The organism is Bacillus sp. 0209A, from assembly GCF_036765095.1.
Lineage (GTDB): Bacteria > Bacillota > Bacilli > Bacillales > Bacillaceae > Bacillus > Bacillus subtilis_G.
Genome location: NZ_JBAIZV010000003.1, coordinates 671,389 through 689,488 on the forward strand (window position 1 = coordinate 671,389; position 18,100 = coordinate 689,488).

Here is an 18,100-nt window from a genome sequence, read left to right on the forward strand (position 1 = left end):
AAGTTAACATACGTTCGCTTCTCTCTCATTCTTCCACGAAAAAAAAGACATGAATACATGTCTTCAATCAGCGGACGTCACCCGCTGTATGTCTTCATATGTTCTATGACGTCCTCAAACTCCGCTTTTGTCCGAAATGGAATGCCTCTCAGCAGATTTTTTTGCATATGGCTTTCCAGCCTTTCTAAATCAATTTGAAAAAAAGACTGAATCGGTTCGGAAGCTGACTCGGGCCGCCCATGAAAAGTGGAAATCACGCCATTATCCGATACACCGATATACCCGTTCACCTTGCTGAGCGGAGAAATATCGTCCATTTGCTTCCGGAAGAGCACATATCCCTTACTTTGTTCGACAAGCGTCCAGCCGGTATAAGCTGCCCAAAACTCATCCATAGAAAGCACTTTTTCACGCTTATGCTCAATGCTGACATCTCCGTCCAAATACACTTTTTCAAGCTGCACATGCACCTGCAGCGGTTCATAGTGCTCCACTTCCGCCCCTAGCGCGTGGGGCGGAGCACCTAATAGAAATGCTGCGGCTGAGCAAAGAATGCCCAGCAAAAGATACGCCGTGCTGAATCGTTTCACCCTCTACACCTCTTTGCACACGTTTATGACTAGTTTGACCAAAGAGGCTACTGCTTAACCGTTTTCTCGAAATTTGTTTGCATGTTTTCCGTGACAAGCCTTTCCTCCGTATACATATCAGCGTTTTGCTCAGAAATCGTTAAAAATTGTGTCAGAAAAGCGCTGAAAAAGTACAATGCCGCAAAGATCCAAATGACACCGCCAGCACCGAGCGGTCCAATGAAAAGACTGACGATGCCCGGCGCGATAAACGCACATAAACCGGACCCTAAGTTCAAGACTGACATGGCAGCGCCTTTATTATCAGGTGCAAGTGTCGGCAAAAGCGCGCTCAATGGCACGTAGCCGGCCAATGCTGCACCGTAGCAGCAGGCGATAATCATCAGCACCCAATACTGATGCCCGATCAACTGAGGCGTGTAATAAAGCGCCAGCGTAAAAATACCGCACCCGACACCGCCAAACCACATCACGGTATTGCGCCAGCCAAGTTTATCTCCGACTGCACCGAAAATGATATTAAACACAATATTCACGAAAAACAGCGTTCCCCATATTTGCAGCCATTCTGAAACGGAATACCCGTAACGCGCTAAATAAGTGGGGAGAAAAATCGCAAATCCAAATTGTCCTATGGCATTAATTGTCTTGACCACACCGCCGATGCCGACTTTAGGGTTTTCAAACATAATTGTAAATGCCTTCGATAGTTCTTTCCATTTCGGCTGATCTTGTTGTTGTACCGGTGTGAATTGATCTTTGTTAACAAATAGGGCGAGGAATCCGCCTGCCGCGACAAACAGCAAAGCGCTCCAAAGCGTATTGATTTCTCCAAAGGCCGGAACCGCATAGCTGGAATAGAACGGACCGAGCACATTTAAGCCGCACGTAAACATAAACCAAAACCAGCCAACGGCTTTTCCGAGAATATGATGAGAAGTGCTGTATGACACCCACACGAGAAAAGAATATGCAAACAGCGGATATCCCAAGCCTCTAAGTGCATAGCTGCCCAGGAGAGCCGGATAATGCATATGAGGAATTGCCCAGCCGATAAAAGCGGCCGAACCGAGGATAAATGCAAGCAAGCCGACAATCATCGTTTTTCTCGGCCCCCAAGTTTGGACAAACGTGCCTGAAAGCCAAGCCGAGATGGTGACAGCAATGCCGTACATGGTAAATAACGAAGCGGATTGCTGCATGCTGAGACCATGTTCAACGAGAAAAGGAGACAGCCATCCTTGTTCGAGTCCGTCTCCAACCATAAAGATAACAACGCCAATATAACCCCAAATCATGTGAGAAGGAATTCCGATTTTATTCAAAAAATTTCCTTTATCTTGTGCTGTATCCATTTTCTCCACCGCCTACTTAAAGTATCAATGGAGGTTATATACCCAAGCTTTCTGAATTGTAATCCTGCTTGATCAAAAAGCGATTTTTTCATTGTGCTCGACACTGACAGGCATGCCGATAGCGAGCGACTGCTGAGCCGCTCTGGCGATCCGTTCCGCCTGAAAACCGTCGTTTCCGGTGCACGCAGTTTCCCGGTTTGTGCCGATCGCTTCCGCAAACCGAATTATCTCTTCCTCATACGCATCCTTATAGCGTTCAAGGAAAAAGAAATGCGGTTTATCTTTCATCACAAAATCAGCAGTTGACACTTCGACTGTCGTCGGTCTGCTGTTGTCCGCCGCTGCCGAGCCTTTCGTCCCGAAAACCTCGATTCGCTGGTCATATCCGTAAACAGCTTGGCGGCTGTTGTCAATCACAGCCATGGCACCGTTTTCAAAAGTAAGCGTAATGACAGCCGTATCAATATCTCCCAGCTCTGCAAAGGAAGGATTCGCCAAAGCCGCCCCTTTTGCATACACTTCCGCCACTTCGCTTCCCATAATATATCTGGCCATATCAAAGTCATGGATCGACATATCCATAAACAAACCGCCAGAAGTACGGACATAACCTATATTCGGGGGTTCTGGGTCCCGCGATGTGATTTTTAATAAGTGGGGCGTTCCAATTTCACCTTTTTCAACAATGGTTTTGATTCTTTTAAAATGAGGATCAAAACGGCGGTTAAAACCGACTTGAAGTGCAACCCCGTGTTTCCGTACGGCCGCAAGCGCTTCTTTTGTTTCATCTAAAGAAAAACTGATGGGCTTCTCACAAAAAATATGCTTTTTCGCCTCAGCCGCTTCTCTGATCATCTGTGCATGTGTGGCTGTCGGTGAGCAAATAAAAACAGCGTCAATATCAGAGTCATGCAATAAATCACGATAGTCAGAGGTTATGTATTCAATTTGATGACTGTCAGCCCAGCTTTTTATACGGCTTACCTGAATATCAGAGACCGCCTTTATTTTCATATGAGGAATCCGGCGTATATTTTGAACATGAAGTTTGCCGATGCGACCTGCACCGATAATCCCTGTTACAATCTGTTTTGTCATAGCTTGTTCCCCCTTGAACATTTACGAAAGCGCTTTATTTTAAATTAATACTATCCCATTTGTAAGCGCTTTTCAAGAATGGAAATGATCGCTTTATGTCTCTTTTATCACAATCGAGGTTTATAGGTAGCCTTCTTCTTCAAGACCAGATACACTAGATATAGGCTCTTTTTCCTGAACAGTTTATGATTTTCCTATAAACAGCTGCATAAAATAGAGCAAAGAGGGTGAATGAAATGCTGACAAAAGCAGAGGCACTGGCCCATTCAGTCATATACCACAAAAACAGCAGATTTGATAAAGTGAAAGAAAAGCCCGGGGAATTGACACTCATCGGCAAGGGAAGAAGTGCTTATGTGTTTGCCTTAACAGAGGGCGATCGAAAATTGGCGCTGAAAGTATTTTTCCCAGAGTATCAAGCGACAGCCGTCAAAGAAGCCGCGATCTATGAAAAATTAGCCGGTTCTGCGTTCTACCCTGACATCTACGAAACTGGTGATTCATTTATTCTCATGGAATATATTAAAGGTGAAACCTTTTATAACTGTCTGAAGAAAGGCATCGCGATCAGTGATGACATGATTCAGCAGGTTGAGGAAGCACTTTCTGACGCCCGGGCCGCCGCTCTGAACCCGTCAGACATTCATTTGCGGAATCTGATTTTGACAGAAACCGGGGCAGTGCGGGTGATTGATGTTGCAAGATTCGAACAGACCAAAACGTGCACCCAGTGGGACGATTTAAAATCAGCGTATCATGCACTCTACAAAAAACCGATATTCCCCAAAAAGATTCCGGGTTTTTGGCTGGAGGTCATCGCATTTTTATATAAGAAAGATTGGTTCCAAAAGCATTTCGCACAACGGAAAAGAAAATATTCTTAAAATGAAAAGGCAGCCGCACAAGCGGCTGCCTTTGTTGGTTTATATTTACTTTCTGACAGCAGAAATCAGTTTCATTTGTTCAGGTGACAGCTTAATTCGATAGCCTCTCACAGTTAAGTAAACCGTTTCTGAGTCTTTCTCCCAGGAATGACAAAATATTTTCTCCATTTCTGTCTCCCCCACCCTTTATTTGATTAGTCCATCATACCACCGCTTTATTGAGTGAATTTTAAGGAAATGTAAAGATCGTATGAACATGAGAGAAAAAAAGGGGAGCATTACATGTTACACGCAGTAAAATCCCACTCATCCTATTTGCACTTCTGATATTCTTCGGCCCGCCGTCTATTGAATGTTATTTTCACTGAAGAGCGTTCCGAAAGGCCATTTCGAACAATCGGTTGAATCGCCGGATGGCAGTTATACGTTACACACTTATGTATCCCGCAATACCTTTAGCTTAGATGCGGCCCGAGGAACTTGTGAATGAAAAAACACTTGTCAAGGAAACAATTTACTGGAATGATCCGGACAGCAGCCCAAGTCACATGGATCAATCACAATACAATGAAAATCGACAATCAGACTTTACACCCTGCTATTGATGAAACGTATGATTGGCGAAAGGTTGATCATTGGTTACGTGAAGAACTGCCGCAGGCGCCATTGAGATGATGAAATATGAATGATATGAACTGAACTAGTGAAAAACGAATCAACAACTGACAGAGCTGGGCCATTTGCTGCTAAAGAATCTTATGACAATTCCTCTCAGTTTGCCTCTATAAGAAAAACGTGGCGTTTTCTTTTTTTCCTTCCTCTTCTTATTGATAATTACCCGTCATATAATGTGACAAACCAATTGTAGAAATAGTTCGATTAGCCCAAAATCCTTTTTATACATGTATTCGAAATGAAGTGAGGAGGAAGCTTGATGGAAGATTTTGTTACGAGTTTAAATGCTGTCTTATGGAGTACGCCCGTTATTTATATTTTATTGGGAATTGGATTGATTTTTTCTATTATGACTCGTTTTTTACAAGTCAGACATTTGAAAGAAATGATTGTTCTGATGTTCAAAGGTAAGAGCTCTGAAGCCGGCGTTTCTTCTTTTCAAGCATTATCGATTGCGCTGTCCGGCCGAGTGGGAACAGGAAACATCGCGGGTGTGGCGACAGCAATCGCCTTCGGCGGACCCGGTGCGGTGTTCTGGATGTGGACGATTGCCTTTATTGGTGCGGCGAGCGCCTTTGTTGAATCAACTCTTGCCCAAATTTACAAAGTGAAACAAGACGGCCAATATCGAGGAGGCCCCGCTTATTATATAGAAAAAGGATTAGGCATTAAGTGGTTTGCCGTCTTATTTGCCGCTGCTGCCCTTATCGCAATGGCCCTTCTGATGCCGGGCGTCCAGTCCAACTCCATTGCGGTCGGCGTCAAAAATGCATTCGGCATCTCTCCTGTCATTACAGGCGGTGTTCTCGTTTTATTGTTAGGATTTATCATTTTTGGCGGCGTCAAACGTATTGCCAATGCCGCGCAAATGATTGTTCCGTTTATGGCCATTGGCTATATCCTGCTGTCTTTGATCATTATTGTCATGAATGTTTCTGAATTGCCTGCTGTGATCTTATTAATTTTCAAAAGCGCTTTTGCATTGGATTCCGCTTTTGGCGGCCTGATCGGCATGGCAATTTCTTGGGGTGTCAAACGAGGCATTTACTCAAACGAAGCCGGCCAGGGAACAGGCCCGCATCCGGCGGCCGCCGCAGAAGTTTCCCATCCGGTCAAGCAGGGGCTGGTTCAGGCATTTTCGGTTTATATTGACACCTTATTTGTATGTTCGGCTACAGCTTTCATGATCTTATTTACCGGCATGTACAATACCCAGACTGCAGATGGTTCTTTTATCGTACATCACCTTAAAGGCGTAGAGGCTGGACCTGGTTTCACTCAAGCGGCCATTGACAATGTCCTTCCCGGATTTGGCGCTGGTTTTGTTGCCATCGCTTTATTCTTCTTCGCATTTACAACGATTATGGCATATTACTACATCGCAGAAACAAATATCGCCTATTTAGCCCGAGGCAGAAAAAGCAAATGGGCAATGTTTGGTTTAAAACTGATTATATTAGCCGCGACGTTCTACGGAACTGTAAAAACCGCATCACTTGCTTGGGCATTAGGTGATGCAGGACTTGGCATTATGGTATGGCTGAACGTCATTGCGATTGTGCTGCTTGCCAGACCGGCGCTTCTCGCTTTAAAGGATTATGAGCGCCAAAAGAAGCAGGGCTTAGACCCCGTCTTTGATCCGAAAGCGCTGGGCATCAAAAACGCTGATTTCTGGGAGAAAGAATACACACAAGAAAATGAGCGTGTCTCTTGAATACACCAAAACGGGCCCGATATGACATCGGTCCCGTTTTTTATGAGCGGTAATTTGTATATACTTCTTGAACATCATCGTCATCTTCAAGAATGTCGATCAATTTTCCCAGCTTCTCAACAGCCTGATCATCGGCATCCGTATAGGTTTTCGGAAGCATGGTCACCTCTGCCGAAGAAATTGGATATGTCGATTCAAGGGCTGTTTTTACGTCTTCAAAATGCTCGGGCTCCGTTAATACCACATATTGATCTTCTTCTGCCTGCATCTCTTCTCCCCCTGCTTCCAGCACATCAAGCATGAGTTCATCTTCATCTATTTGATGTTCTGTACAGTCAATTGTCATAAATCCCTTCCTTTCAAATAAAAAGGACACACATCCACTTTCCCCCAGACTCCCGCCATTTTTATTAAATGCTGTCCGCACATTTGATGCCGTACGATTTTTGTTATCTGTTACACATTCAACCATAACAGCAATCCCTGATGGGCCGTAGCCTTCATAGGTGATTTCCTCATAGCTGCTTCCGTCTTGGTTCCCCGCGGCTTTTTTAATGACGCGGTCAATATTTTCATTCGGCATATTGGCGCCTTTAGCTTTTTCGATGACAAGACGCAATGCTGAATTCACTTCAGGATCAGCTCCGCCTTCTTTTGCTGCCACATAAATTTCTTTCACAAGCTTCATAAATATTTTCCCGCGCTTTGCATCCTGCGCATTTTTCCTTTTTTGTATGTTTTTCCATTTGGAATGGCCTGCCATGCTTTCACCTTCTTTTGACATTTTCTATGTACACTTTAATAGGTATTTTTCGCTGATGCAAAGAAAAAGGCTGCCGATTATTTTCCGGCAGCCTGTCACTCCTAGCGGGTGTTCATTTTATGCAGTCTTCTGAACAGCCCTTTATCTGTAGACACTTGAACGTCACGGTCATTCGCATAGTTGCGTGCGGCTTTTGTAACGTTATCCCTGTCGGACTTTGTGAATTCTCTGTGGCTTCTGACTGCGACAACTACTTTTTCATCCGTTACCATTACTTGTGTGTCATTGACGTTTTTTACTTGTTTCACACGGTTGGCAATCTTCGCAGCTAGTCTTTTGTTTTCTTGGTTGTCATATCCGTTGTTTGTCACGTTCCGATTCATGTTTCTGTTATTCGTGTTATTATATGTTCCATCAGTTGCCAAAGGAACGCGATCATTAGCAGTAACACCGTTACGGTTATTCACATTAGCAGTGTTTCGGTTACCGTCGTTCTGGTCCTCCATTAATTCAGTAACAGGACCATCGTTGTCGATTCCTTCTCCCTGTCTGTCAGCATCATTTTCATTTGTATAATATCCGATTGGACGGGTATTGCCGTTATTACGCGTATCATTCTGAGCATTATCGTTTGCTCCGCATGCTGTTAATCCGGCTGTCATTAGAATCAAGCTCGCGATCGTCATTTTTTTACCCAATGGAAAAACCCCCCGTGGACGAATTGAGCATGTTTGCTCTGTTTTATCATGTACGTTCGAGGGACATGTTAAGCTTGTCAGTTCTGTCCATTTGGCGGAGATCTGCGCAAAACAAAAAAAGGAACGATTTGCATCGTTCCGAATCATCACTCATTTTCTTCTTCCGGCCGGCCAAACATTTGGTTGACAGAAGGCTGATTCGACATTGGCATAGAAGCTCCGGCCGCATATGGATTTGGGTTTGGATTTGGGTTTGGGTTAGCTGCGCCGTAAGGCATATAAGGGCTTCCATAAGCTCCAAGTCCCGAATAGCCAGGTGCAGAGAAATATGGCTGATGATCATCGTCACAGCCGCAGTCGTCAGGATCTTTGTACGGCATGTAGCCAGGGGCCGCAGCCGGCTGGTATGCTCCCATCACTTGAGGAGTGCCATAATGAGGGCCATAAGGCATTTGTCCATACGGAGATCCATAAGCCGGAGATGCGTATTGAGGCGCTCCGTATGAACCGTAATGTCCGTGGTGGCTGTTTTCATGGTGCTGGTTTTCATATTGACCCGGATCATACTGAGGCGATACAAAGCTTGGCTGGTATCCGTAAGGCTGGACCATTGGGTAAGCTTGAGCCGGATAGTACGGGTAGCATAATCCTGATCCTGGAAGGACCGGTGAAATAGGGACCGGACACGGTACGAAATGAGCTGGATAATGATAATAAGGTTGAGCAGCCGGCATATTCGGAACTGTGTGATGAATATTTTCTTCTTCCATACCGCCTACCTCTGGCGCCTTTGGCATATTAGGCATATTCGGATAATTTGCATTTTCCATATTACTCATAGCCTCCTGTTGTGGAAATTGATCTTGCATGTGATGCATATGATCCATATTTCCGTCATGATGTTTTTTCGGCTCCTCCGGTTTAGGAGGCGACCAAGGCTGGAAAAGCTGTTTCATATCATAATAATCGTTCACATCAGCTTCAGGATACACATCTTCCTGCAAATTAGGCATCGGCGGGACATACGGCACAGACTTCTTTTCTTTCGGCTTTGTGTCCTCTACGTCAACAACGGATTTAGGTTTTTCTTTCGCATATGGATGCTCTTGCTTCATACTCCCGGCCGAAGCCGGACTTTTGCCTGCTTTCGGCTCTTTTCTGACCGGGACAGCTTCAGACGGCACTTTTATTTTCATTCCAGGCATGATTAAGTCTGGATTGCTAAGCTGCGTATTGAGTTTCTTCACTTCCTCAATATCAACTCCGTACTTTTCAGCTATTTTCCAGAGCGAATCGCCTTTTTGAACGATATGGATTTTCAACGTTTTCCCCTCCTATGCAAAACGTGAACAGTTCAGCTGAGATTACAATATGTTTCTTCACAACATATGCCCGAACAAAAGAAGTTATGAGTCAGGAGGAGAAATATTTCTGATTTACGTAATCAAAAGCATACGATTCAGGGCAAGGAGGGCATCTTGCTGAATGGCTTTTGGCACCTTAATCACGCCTGAAGGTTCTCCTTTTTCTATTTGTTCTAAAGACCATAGCAAATGCGGCAAATCGATTCGGTTCATTGTCAAGCACGGGCACATGTTCGGATTGAGTGATTCGACTTGTTTATCAGGGTGCTCGTGAATGATCCGCTGAACAAGATTCATTTCTGTGCCGATTGCCCACTTGCTTCCCGCCGGAGCCTGATTGATCGTATCGATAATATATTTCGTTGATCCGCTGTCGTCACTTAGCGTCACGACTTCATGTGAGCATTCCGGATGCACAATGATCCGAATGTCAGGGTCACGTTCTTTCACATCATGGATATTTTTCACAGTGAATTTTTCGTGGACAGAACAATGCCCTTTCCACAAAATCACTTTCACATTCTTATGCTCAGATTCAGCCGATAATTCATCTTTTATCGGATCCCACACAGCCATATCCTCAAGCGCGATGCCCAGATCATAAGCCGTATTTCTCCCTAAATGCTGATCAGGCAAAAATAAAATTCGTTTTTTCTGTGTAAACGCCCATTCAAGCACCTTTTTCGCATTCGAAGAAGTCACAGTCGCTCCGCCATGCTTACCGACGAAAGCCTTGATCTCCGCAGTGGAGTTTACATAAGTTAAAGGTATGATCGTATCTCCGAATGTATGCTGAAGTTTCTCCCACGCCCTATTGGTCTGCTGCATGTCAGCCATGTCAGCCATAGAACACCCCGCTCTCATATCAGGCAGGATGACCGTTTGTTCCTCGCCTGTCAGCATATCAGCGGTCTCTGCCATAAAGTGCACACCGCAAAAAACAATATAATCCGCTGCTTTGTTTTTTTCCGCTATTTGGGCCAGCTGAAGGGAATCGCCTGTTTGGTCAGCAAATTGCACGACTTCGTCTTTTTGATAATGATGGCCTGGTATAAAGAGCCTGCTCCCAAATTTTTTCTTAATGGCTGCAACCCGCGTTTCCATATCCTTTCTTGACATTCCTTTATAACCTTCAGGCATCATATCATTCGATTGTTTGATCACATCAAGAATTGACATAAAGGCATTCCTCCATAGATTCATTTGATAATGTAACATCCATGCTGATGTCTAAACTTTTGACGGAATGCGTCAGGAATCCTAATGAAATATAATCCACACCCGTCCCCTTAAAAGCAGCCAAAGATTCTAACGTAATTCCGCCTGAAGCTTCAGTTTTTATATGGTCCGGTGTGAGATCTGCAAAATGGCGGACCATATCAGGCGGACAGTTGTCAAACATAATAACATCCGCTCCTGCTTCAATCGCTTCTTTCAGCTGTTCCTCCGTTTCAATTTCCACCTCGATATTTACCATATGCCCGGCGGCCTGACGCGCTTTTTGGCACGCCTCTGCAATAGAGCCGCATGCTGCAATATGATTATCTTTAATCATGATGCCGTCATACAATCCGAATCGATGATTATATCCGCCCCCGGCTCTGACAGCGTGTTTTTCCAGCATTCTCAGCCCCGGTGTTGTTTTTCTCGTGTCACAGATTTTTATCTGTTCATCATCCAGCCGCCGCACAGCCCCGCTTGTCATCGTCGCAATTCCAGACAGCCTCTGAATAAGATTTAATACAACCCGCTCTCCTGAAAGAAGTACAGCCGCCGGACCGCGTAAAACGGCAATCACTTCCCCTTTTCGCAACATGTCCCCATCTGTTTTATGTAAATGGATTTGAACATTTTCGTCTAATAAAGCAAAGCCTTCTTTTATCACCGCAGCTCCGGCAAAGATGCCGTCTGACTTTGCAACAATCTCCGCTTCACAGCTCTGTTCTCCAAAGATAGCCTGCGATGTTAAATCCCCCGTACCTATATCCTCAAGAAAAAAGTGATTCAGCAATTTTTTCAGCTGTAAATGATTCATTTCTCCAAATCCCCCCGTTTTTTCTAATCTTCGTTCCTTTTTTTGTGTGGACAATTTGTCTTCCTTGCCAGCGCTCATCAGCTTGAGGAAAATCGGTGCGAAAGTGCGCCCCTCTGCTTTCCTCCCGCAAAAGCGCAGAAAACGTCATCAGCTTTGCAGTTTGCCATAAATGAGAAAGTTCCAGCTGCGGTATTGTGATATCCTTCACATTCACTTTTTGAAAAGGCAGCGTATGGAGCCAGATGCTCAGCTCAATCAGACTGCCTTTTTCTCGTAAGATAGACATGTGGCTTGTCATTCTGCTTTTCAATTCATACACCTCTGTATTCGGCACCTCGTAGACGACGGTTTCTGGAGATGATTGATATTGGCTGTTATAAACCGGTTTTTGCATAATATGCTCTGCTGTTCTTTTTCCAAATACCAGCGCCTCCAGTAAGGAATTGCTCGCAAGCCGATTGGCTCCGTGCAAACCGGTGCATGAGGTCTCGCCAATTGCATAAAGCCCCGGCACTGTTGTTTCTCCCCATCGATTAACAAAAATACCTCCCATCAAGAAGTGCATTCCCGGGGCAACAGGTATTTTCCCGCTTTGAATATCAACCCCTGCTTTTTCACATATAGCGGTGATGGTAGGGAAACGCGCTTCGAAATCAGAAATCGCACTGCAGTCGATAAAAACGCGGTTTCCTTTTGTCATTTCTTCGTGAATAATCCGTGAGACGATATCTCTTGGAGCCAGGTCACCCAAAGGATGCCGCCCAGCCATAACCCGGCGGTCGCGTTCATCAACTAAACATCCGCCTTCCCCTCTTACAGCTTCTGAAACAAGCCCGAAGGAAACACCGTTTTTCACAAGCAGTGTCGGATGAAATTGAGTAAACTCTAAATCAGTTAATTCCGCTCCGGCCCGGTAAGCTAAAGAAAGGCCGTCACCGGTGACGGATGGATCGTTCGTATGGTGAAGAAACAGGCTTCCGCATCCGCCGGCCGCCAGCACCACTTCATCCGCATGCCTTACCTTGATCCGCCCCTGGCTGTCTTTTGTCATGACGCCGATACAGCGTCCGTTCTCCATAAGCAAATCTGCCGCTGTTTCATGCTCGATTAACTCGATTTTGCTGTTGATCTGTTTCAGCAAATACTCGACAAGCAGCCTTCCTGTTGCGTCTCCGCCTGCATGAAAAATGCGGTTGTACGAGTGAGCCCCTTCTCTGCCAAGACAAAGATCGCCTTGCTCATTTCGATCGAATGGAAATTCACTCTCCAATAAGTTTTGAATCATAATTTTTCCATCGTGCAAAACGTCTGCTGCAATAGCTAGATCGTTATGTCCGCAACCTGCATATAACGTATCTTCCAGATGGGCTTCAATCGAGTCACTCTTTGCATAAGCCGCAGCAATTCCACCTTGTGCATAGACTGAATTGCTGTTTTTGGCGCTTTTCTTTGTGATGACAGTCACTTCATATGAGGGCGGGAACGCTGACGCTAAGGAAAGTGCCGCCGCCCCTGAACCGATGACTACAACCGTCTTTTTAGACATATGCCACCCTCCTGTTGTTTACACCTGTCTTGACACTTATATTTACACAAGGATAAAATAAACTCAAGAGTTTTTTATGGAGAACGGATGGAGGACGACCGGATGATTTATTTAGATTATGCAGCGACAACGCCTATTTGTGAGGAAGCCCTTAACGTATATCAAAAGCTCAGTATGGATATGTACGGAAATGCAAGCAGCCTGCATGACGCAGGAGGAAAAGCAAAGCACATACTGGAGTACTGCCGTGAAAAAATCGCTGACATCATTGGCGGAGATGCAAGTGGCATCTATTTTACCAGCGGCGGCACGGAATCCAATTTTCTGGCCATTCAATCATTGCTAAACGGCCTGCCAAAAACAAAAAGACATTTTATTACGACTGCCATGGAACATCAGTCCATTCACAACTGTGCAGCTTTTCTGGAACAGCACGGATTCGATGTAACAATCATTGAACCGAATGAATACGGTCTTATTACCGAGGAAATATTAGCAGCTCATATCCGCCCGGAAACAGGCCTGGTTTCTATTCAGCATGCCAATTCTGAAACCGGGATCATCCAGCCTATTCAACGACTGTCTTCCTATCTGCACGAACAGGACATTCTTCTCCATTGCGATGCTGTGCAAACGTTTGGAAAAATCCCGATTCATACAGAACAACTGGGGGTGGCTGCACTCTCAGTGTCCAGCCATAAAGTCCATGGACCTAAAGGAGTGGGTGCGGTCTATATTCGGCCAGGAGTGCCTTGGAAACCCGTTTACCCTCTTACCGCTCACGAACAAGGATTCAGAGCCGGCACGGTGAATGTTCCCGGGATCGGAGCCTTCACTGCCGCTGCAGAGCTGATTATAAGCGAAATGGATAAACAGATATCCCGCAATGAGACATTAAGAACATACTTTTTAGACCAAATCAGCATTCGGTCTCTCCCTGTGTCCCTTGCGGCTGACACTTCACAAACGGAATGTCTTCCCCATATTGTCGGGTGTTTTTTTCACTCATTTGAAGGACAATATGTTATGTTAGAATGTAATCGGAGTAATATTTGCATTTCAACGGGCAGCGCTTGTTCCGCCGGTTATCACGGGCCGTCTGAAGCGATGAAAGCATTAAGAAAAACAGAACAAGAAGCCCTGCAATTTATCCGCATCTCTTTTGGAAGGCATACAACGGCTGAACAGCTGGATAAGTTATTACATACGTTTACAGCGCTTTGGGAACAAAAGAAAGGAGAATTTGATATTGACCGAAGAATTAAAGCTCATGGGCGCCAACAGGCGTGACCAGCTTCTTCTGTGGCTGAAGGAATCCGTATCACCGCTGACAGGAGGAGAACTCGCAAAAAAAGCGAACGTTTCAAGACAGGTAATTGTTCAGGATATATCGCTCTTGAAAGCGAAAAATGAACCAATTATCGCCACAAGCCAAGGATATGTGTACATGGATGCAGCCGCTCAGCAGCACCAGCAGGCAGAAAGAATCATAGCTTGCCTGCACGGTCCTGAACGGACAGAAGAGGAACTGCAAATCATCGTGGACGAAGGTGTTGCCGTAAAAGACGTAAAAATCGAACATCCAGTATACGGAGATTTAACTGCAGCCATCCAAGTAGGCACTCGGAAGGAAGTTAGCCATTTCATTAAAAAAATCAATTCTACGAATGCCGCCTATTTATCACAACTGACTGACGGCGTGCATCTTCATACACTGACAGCACCCGATGAATATCGTATCGACCAAGCCTGCCAAGCACTCGAGGAGGCCGGCATTTTAATTAAAGATTAAAAAAAGCCCTTTACGGGCTTTTTTTATAATTGGTAAGACTGATATGCACCAAGAAGTTTCACTTTACAGCCGAGCGCTTCGAGCTCCTGCATGGCACCTGGAATCAATACCTCATCAAACGCTTTCTCAATATCAACAATAAAGAAATAGTGGCCTAATCCGGTTTTCGTCGGACGTGACTCAATCTTCGACAAGTTTAAGTTTCTCCAAGAAAATGCAGACAGCACTCTGTGCAGCGCCCCAGATTGATCATCCTGCGGAAGCATTACCATCAGTGTCGTTTTGGGCCTTGAACTCAATTTTGAATTCACTTCAAATGATATGTTTTCATCAGGAGACAGGATAACAAATCTTGTATGATTATCCTTGTAATCCTGTATATCTCGTTTCACGATTTTCAATTCGTATGTAGAAGCGGCCATGTCATTGGCAATTACCCCGATATTCAGCTCGGGATGGTCACTGACAAATTTCGCTGCCGCTCCGGTTGAATTAGCGTATTCATAAGGTACGGAAGGAAATTGACGATGGAGAAATTTATGGCATTGCGCGATCGCGTGTGAGTGCGAGTAAATTTTGTCGAGCTCTTTCCATGCATTTTCTCTTGAAGGATGGACGAGCAAGTGCTGATGAATCGGCAACGTCATTTCACCCACGATTGGCAAGGGCTGTTCATGTATTAAATAGTCTATCGTTAAATTGACCGATCCTTCTAATGCATTCTCTAAAGGAACAAAAGCGAAATCAACTTCGCCTGCAACTGCCGCATCTATACACTCCGGTATGGTGCGGTAGGCAACATGTTCGGCGCCGTTTTGAAAACAAGAACTAACTGCTAGATGTGTGAATGTTGCTGCTGGACCTAAATAACCGACTTTCATGACGATATTCTCTCCCTTATGCACCTGAACCTAATATTTCAACCTTTTCTACAAAATCAAACTTCCTGAGTTTATTCATTAACGTATGAATGTCCTCTTCCATTGCAGACGTACTGATAGACAGTGTCACATTCGCCCTGCCTTGAAGCGGTATGGTCTGGTGAATGGAAAGAACGTTGCTTCCAGAATCAGCTACCGCCTGCAGGAGCTGAGATAACGCGCCTGACCTATCCTCCAAATGAAAGAAAAGTGTGATAATTTGTTCTTTAACCATAGTGTAGAACGGAAAAACAGCATCTCTGTATTTATAAAACGCGCTTCTGCTTAAATCCACCTTTTGAACGGCATCTGCCACTGAATCTGCTTTTTTTCGATCAAGCAGCTTTTTGACTTCCAATGTTTTTCTCATCGCATCGGGCAATACATCTTCACGGACAAGATAAAATGTCTCCTCTTTCATTTGCATCCCCCCTTTAAAATAGAGAGCCTGACATCCAGGCTCTCCTCTCAGTCATCATTAATCAATAAATTCAAATTCGAATTCCAGAAGCCTGATAATATCTCCATCCTTGGCTCCGCGTTCTCTGAGCGCTTCATCAACACCCATTCCGCGCATCTGTCTTGCAAACCGTTTAACCGATTCATCACGGGAGAAATCAGTCATCTTGAATAACCTCTCAAGACTGTCTCCTGAAAGCACAAATACACCGTCTGGATCCCGTGTAATGTTAAATGGCACTTCTTCATTCTCCATCGTGTACATGACACGGTTTTGTGTAAGCTCTTCCTCGTCATACAGCGGGAATTCCGGCGTGTTCTCCAGCTGATTGGCGACTTCAAACAGAAGCTCGCGAAGACCTTCTCTTGTCACCGCACTGATTGGGAATACCGGGTAATCATCCGTCAGCTTTTCTTTAAAGGCTTCCAGGTTTTCCGCAGCCTGCGGCATGTCCATTTTATTTGCAACGATAATTTGCGGACGTTCAGTGAGACGCAGATTGTACTCGCTCAGTTCCTGGTTAATCGTGACATAATCCTCATATGGATCGCGGCCTTCCAATCCGGACATATCAATAACGTGAACAATAACCCGTGTCCGTTCAATATGGCGCAAAAACTGGTGGCCGAGTCCGACGCCTTGGTGTGCGCCTTCAATCAGTCCAGGCAAATCGGCCATAACAAAGCTGCGTCCGTCATCCGTTTCAACCATGCCGAGATTCGGGACAAGCGTTGTAAAGTGATAGTCCGCAATTTTCGGTTTTGCAGATGAGACAACAGACAGCAAAGTGGATTTTCCCACACTCGGGAACCCGACAAGGCCGACATCCGCTAGCACTTTTAATTCAAGAACAATATAACGCTCTTTTCCCGGCTCGCCGTTTTCTGAAAGCTGAGGCGCGGGATTAGCCGGCGTAGCAAAGCGGGTATTCCCTCTTCCTCCTCTTCCGCCTCTTGCGATGACAGCCTGCTGCCCGTGCTCTGTTAAATCAGCAATGACCTGCTTTGTATCATCATCTGTCACAACGGTGCCTGGCGGAACTTTAATAACCATATCATCGGCATTTCGCCCATGCTGGTTTTTGGACATGCCGTGCTCGCCGCGAATCGCTTTAAAGTGTTTTTTGTACCTAAAGTCCATCAGGGTGCGGAGACCTTCGTCCACTTCAAAAACAACGTCTCCTCCATTTCCCCCATCACCGCCGGCAGGGCCGCCCTTCGGCACATATTTTTCACGGCGAAACGCAACCATTCCGTTGCCGCCGTCGCCGCCTTTTACATAAACTTTCACCTGATCTATAAACATAATGTCCTCCGTTCTAAACCGTTAAAAACTCCGCTAGTCCAACCCAATTTCAACCATACATTCGTGACTTGTGATCTCAAAACGCAAGATATCAATGTCCACATATCCATTTTGCCGAATATCGTCAAAAGCAGATGAATCGGCAAAAGCGCCGTGAAAATCAAGATACAGAATGAGCTGTCTGTCAGGATGATCCGTTTGCAGTGAAACCGTTAAATGATTTTCGCTCTCTCTGCTGACTGCTTGATCAAACAGATAGAACAGCTTTCTCATCAGTTTCGTCAGCTTTTGATCATAAGCCGATAAATCCTTAATTTCTCCAAGAACTTCATATTCAAGTGTCATATAATGGGTTTTCCAATTAAACGTAAGAAAATCAAACGCCAAGTGCGGTGTTTTCAGGTTTGAGAGCTTTGATTCGTGCTTTGCGTCTATAACCATTTCTTCAATCATTTCAAAGACGCGGTCATACTTCTGCAAGCTTAAGTTTCCTTTAATCAGCTGCAGCTTATTCATCCAATCATGCCGGGAATGGGCAAGCAGATGAATCAGTTCATTTGTTAATGCCGTGTCGTTTATATTTTCTTCTTGTTTTTTTGAAACATCCTTCATTTTCGCACTCCCAATCATTTAATTTCTTATTTAGGAGTCTGTATAAGTGTGTATTATGAATTATAACAGAGAAGGCTTTATTAGAAAAACAATTGTTTTTCCCAGAAATATCATGTTCCTTTTTTTCTGGCTAAGGTTGATTTGCAGCCAGGCAGAACATTTTATGTATTACTGCTTGGGGAACATATCCAGTGGGTTTGAGACGTTTATTCTCATTCTTGGCGGGGTCTGCTCGCACATACTCTGCATTTCATTCTTGGTGTTTACTCCGCATTATTGCAAAAAAAAC

18 protein-coding genes and 2 pseudogenes are annotated in these 18,100 nt (G+C 44.8%); 6 read left to right on the forward strand and 14 right to left on the reverse strand.

Annotated elements, in window-relative coordinates; genetic code table 11:
- Nucleotides 1-77: 77 nt before the first annotated feature.
- From V6D44_RS14330 to iolG, 3 genes are all read right to left on the reverse strand, one after another.
- Nucleotides 78-590, reverse strand: coding sequence for an intercompartmental signaling factor BofC (locus V6D44_RS14330; protein WP_087992294.1), 513 nt, complete (start codon nucleotides 588-590; stop codon nucleotides 78-80).
- Nucleotides 591-637: 47 nt separating this feature from the next.
- Nucleotides 638-1,945, reverse strand: a complete 1,308-nt coding sequence (locus tag V6D44_RS14335) for an MFS transporter (RefSeq protein ID WP_202327058.1) — start codon at nucleotides 1,943-1,945, stop codon at nucleotides 638-640.
- Nucleotides 1,946-2,017: 72 nt separating this feature from the next.
- A complete protein-coding gene (gene iolG, locus V6D44_RS14340) occupies nucleotides 2,018-3,043 on the reverse strand; it encodes an inositol 2-dehydrogenase (protein WP_087992296.1) in 1,026 nt (341 codons plus the stop codon).
- Between the two features lie 236 nt (nucleotides 3,044-3,279).
- On the opposite strand from iolG, the gene V6D44_RS14345 reads away from it, so the two are divergent.
- Entirely contained in the window at nucleotides 3,280-3,927 is a 648-nt protein-coding gene (locus V6D44_RS14345; RefSeq protein ID WP_087992297.1) for a phosphotransferase, read from the forward strand.
- A 45-nt stretch (nucleotides 3,928-3,972) separates the two neighbouring features.
- Here V6D44_RS14345 and V6D44_RS14350 read toward each other — a convergent pair whose 3' ends face one another.
- Nucleotides 3,973-4,095 carry a hypothetical protein gene (locus tag V6D44_RS14350; protein ID WP_141113410.1) on the reverse strand — a complete coding sequence of 41 codons (123 nt, stop codon included), beginning with the start codon at nucleotides 4,093-4,095 and terminating at the stop codon, nucleotides 3,973-3,975.
- A gap of 184 nt (nucleotides 4,096-4,279) precedes the next feature.
- Here V6D44_RS14350 and V6D44_RS14360 point away from each other — a divergent pair.
- A pseudogene (locus V6D44_RS14360) lies at nucleotides 4,280-4,602 on the forward strand (DUF5412 family protein).
- A 259-nt stretch (nucleotides 4,603-4,861) separates the two neighbouring features.
- The gene (locus V6D44_RS14365) at nucleotides 4,862-6,316 is read left to right on the forward strand and encodes an alanine/glycine:cation symporter family protein (RefSeq protein WP_087992298.1); all 1,455 of its coding nucleotides are present in this window, start codon (nucleotides 4,862-4,864) and stop codon (nucleotides 6,314-6,316) included.
- Between the two features lie 40 nt (nucleotides 6,317-6,356).
- Here the strand turns inward: V6D44_RS14365 and V6D44_RS14370 are convergent, their stop codons facing one another.
- From V6D44_RS14370 to nadB, 6 genes are all read right to left on the reverse strand, one after another.
- Nucleotides 6,357-7,079 (reverse strand): YebC/PmpR family DNA-binding transcriptional regulator, encoded by a 723-nt coding sequence (locus V6D44_RS14370; RefSeq protein ID WP_087992299.1) that lies wholly within the window; start codon nucleotides 7,077-7,079, stop codon nucleotides 6,357-6,359.
- A gap of 101 nt (nucleotides 7,080-7,180) precedes the next feature.
- Nucleotides 7,181-7,777 carry a YhcN/YlaJ family sporulation lipoprotein gene (locus V6D44_RS14375; RefSeq protein ID WP_087992462.1) on the reverse strand — a complete coding sequence of 199 codons (597 nt, stop codon included), beginning with the start codon at nucleotides 7,775-7,777 and terminating at the stop codon, nucleotides 7,181-7,183.
- Between the two features lie 146 nt (nucleotides 7,778-7,923).
- Complete coding sequence (gene safA / locus V6D44_RS14380) at nucleotides 7,924-9,099, reverse strand: spore coat assembly protein SafA (protein WP_202327056.1); 1,176 nt, start codon at nucleotides 9,097-9,099, stop codon at nucleotides 7,924-7,926.
- A 114-nt stretch (nucleotides 9,100-9,213) separates the two neighbouring features.
- Nucleotides 9,214-10,320: a quinolinate synthase NadA gene (nadA, locus tag V6D44_RS14385; RefSeq protein WP_202327054.1), complete on the reverse strand. Its 1,107-nt coding sequence runs from the start codon at nucleotides 10,318-10,320 to the stop codon at nucleotides 9,214-9,216.
- Nucleotides 10,307-11,176: a carboxylating nicotinate-nucleotide diphosphorylase gene (gene nadC, locus V6D44_RS14390; protein WP_202327052.1), complete on the reverse strand. Its 870-nt coding sequence runs from the start codon at nucleotides 11,174-11,176 to the stop codon at nucleotides 10,307-10,309. Before nadC ends, nadA begins: the two co-directional genes overlap by 14 nt.
- Nucleotides 11,130-12,722, reverse strand: coding sequence for an L-aspartate oxidase (gene nadB / locus V6D44_RS14395; RefSeq protein ID WP_087992302.1), 1,593 nt, complete (start codon nucleotides 12,720-12,722; stop codon nucleotides 11,130-11,132). Before nadB ends, nadC begins: the two co-directional genes overlap by 47 nt.
- Nucleotides 12,723-12,824: 102 nt before the next feature.
- Between nadB and V6D44_RS14400 the strand changes: the two genes are divergently transcribed.
- Complete coding sequence (locus V6D44_RS14400) at nucleotides 12,825-14,012, forward strand: IscS subfamily cysteine desulfurase (RefSeq protein WP_202327050.1); 1,188 nt, start codon at nucleotides 12,825-12,827, stop codon at nucleotides 14,010-14,012.
- Nucleotides 13,972-14,514, forward strand: coding sequence for a transcription repressor NadR (locus tag V6D44_RS14405; RefSeq protein WP_087992304.1), 543 nt, complete (start codon nucleotides 13,972-13,974; stop codon nucleotides 14,512-14,514). Before V6D44_RS14400 ends, V6D44_RS14405 begins: the two co-directional genes overlap by 41 nt.
- A 23-nt stretch (nucleotides 14,515-14,537) precedes the next feature.
- Here the strand turns inward: V6D44_RS14405 and pheA are convergent, their stop codons facing one another.
- The 4 genes from pheA to spo0B are packed head-to-tail and all read right to left on the reverse strand — an operon-like array spanning nucleotide 14,538 to nucleotide 17,811.
- The gene (gene pheA, locus V6D44_RS14410) at nucleotides 14,538-15,395 is read right to left on the reverse strand and encodes a prephenate dehydratase (RefSeq protein ID WP_087992305.1); all 858 of its coding nucleotides are present in this window, start codon (nucleotides 15,393-15,395) and stop codon (nucleotides 14,538-14,540) included.
- A gap of 16 nt (nucleotides 15,396-15,411) precedes the next feature.
- Entirely contained in the window at nucleotides 15,412-15,855 is a 444-nt protein-coding gene (gene thrR, locus V6D44_RS14415) for a transcriptional regulator ThrR (protein ID WP_003222630.1), read from the reverse strand.
- Between the two features lie 57 nt (nucleotides 15,856-15,912).
- Entirely contained in the window at nucleotides 15,913-17,199 is a 1,287-nt protein-coding gene (gene obgE / locus V6D44_RS14420; RefSeq protein ID WP_087992306.1) for a GTPase ObgE, read from the reverse strand.
- A gap of 33 nt (nucleotides 17,200-17,232) precedes the next feature.
- Nucleotides 17,233-17,811 carry a sporulation initiation phosphotransferase Sop0B gene (gene spo0B, locus V6D44_RS14425; RefSeq protein ID WP_087992307.1) on the reverse strand — a complete coding sequence of 193 codons (579 nt, stop codon included), beginning with the start codon at nucleotides 17,809-17,811 and terminating at the stop codon, nucleotides 17,233-17,235.
- A 62-nt stretch (nucleotides 17,812-17,873) separates the two neighbouring features.
- Here spo0B and V6D44_RS14430 point away from each other — a divergent pair.
- Nucleotides 17,874-18,012, forward strand: a pseudogene (locus V6D44_RS14430) (hypothetical protein).
- Nucleotides 18,013-18,100 lie beyond the last annotated feature (88 nt).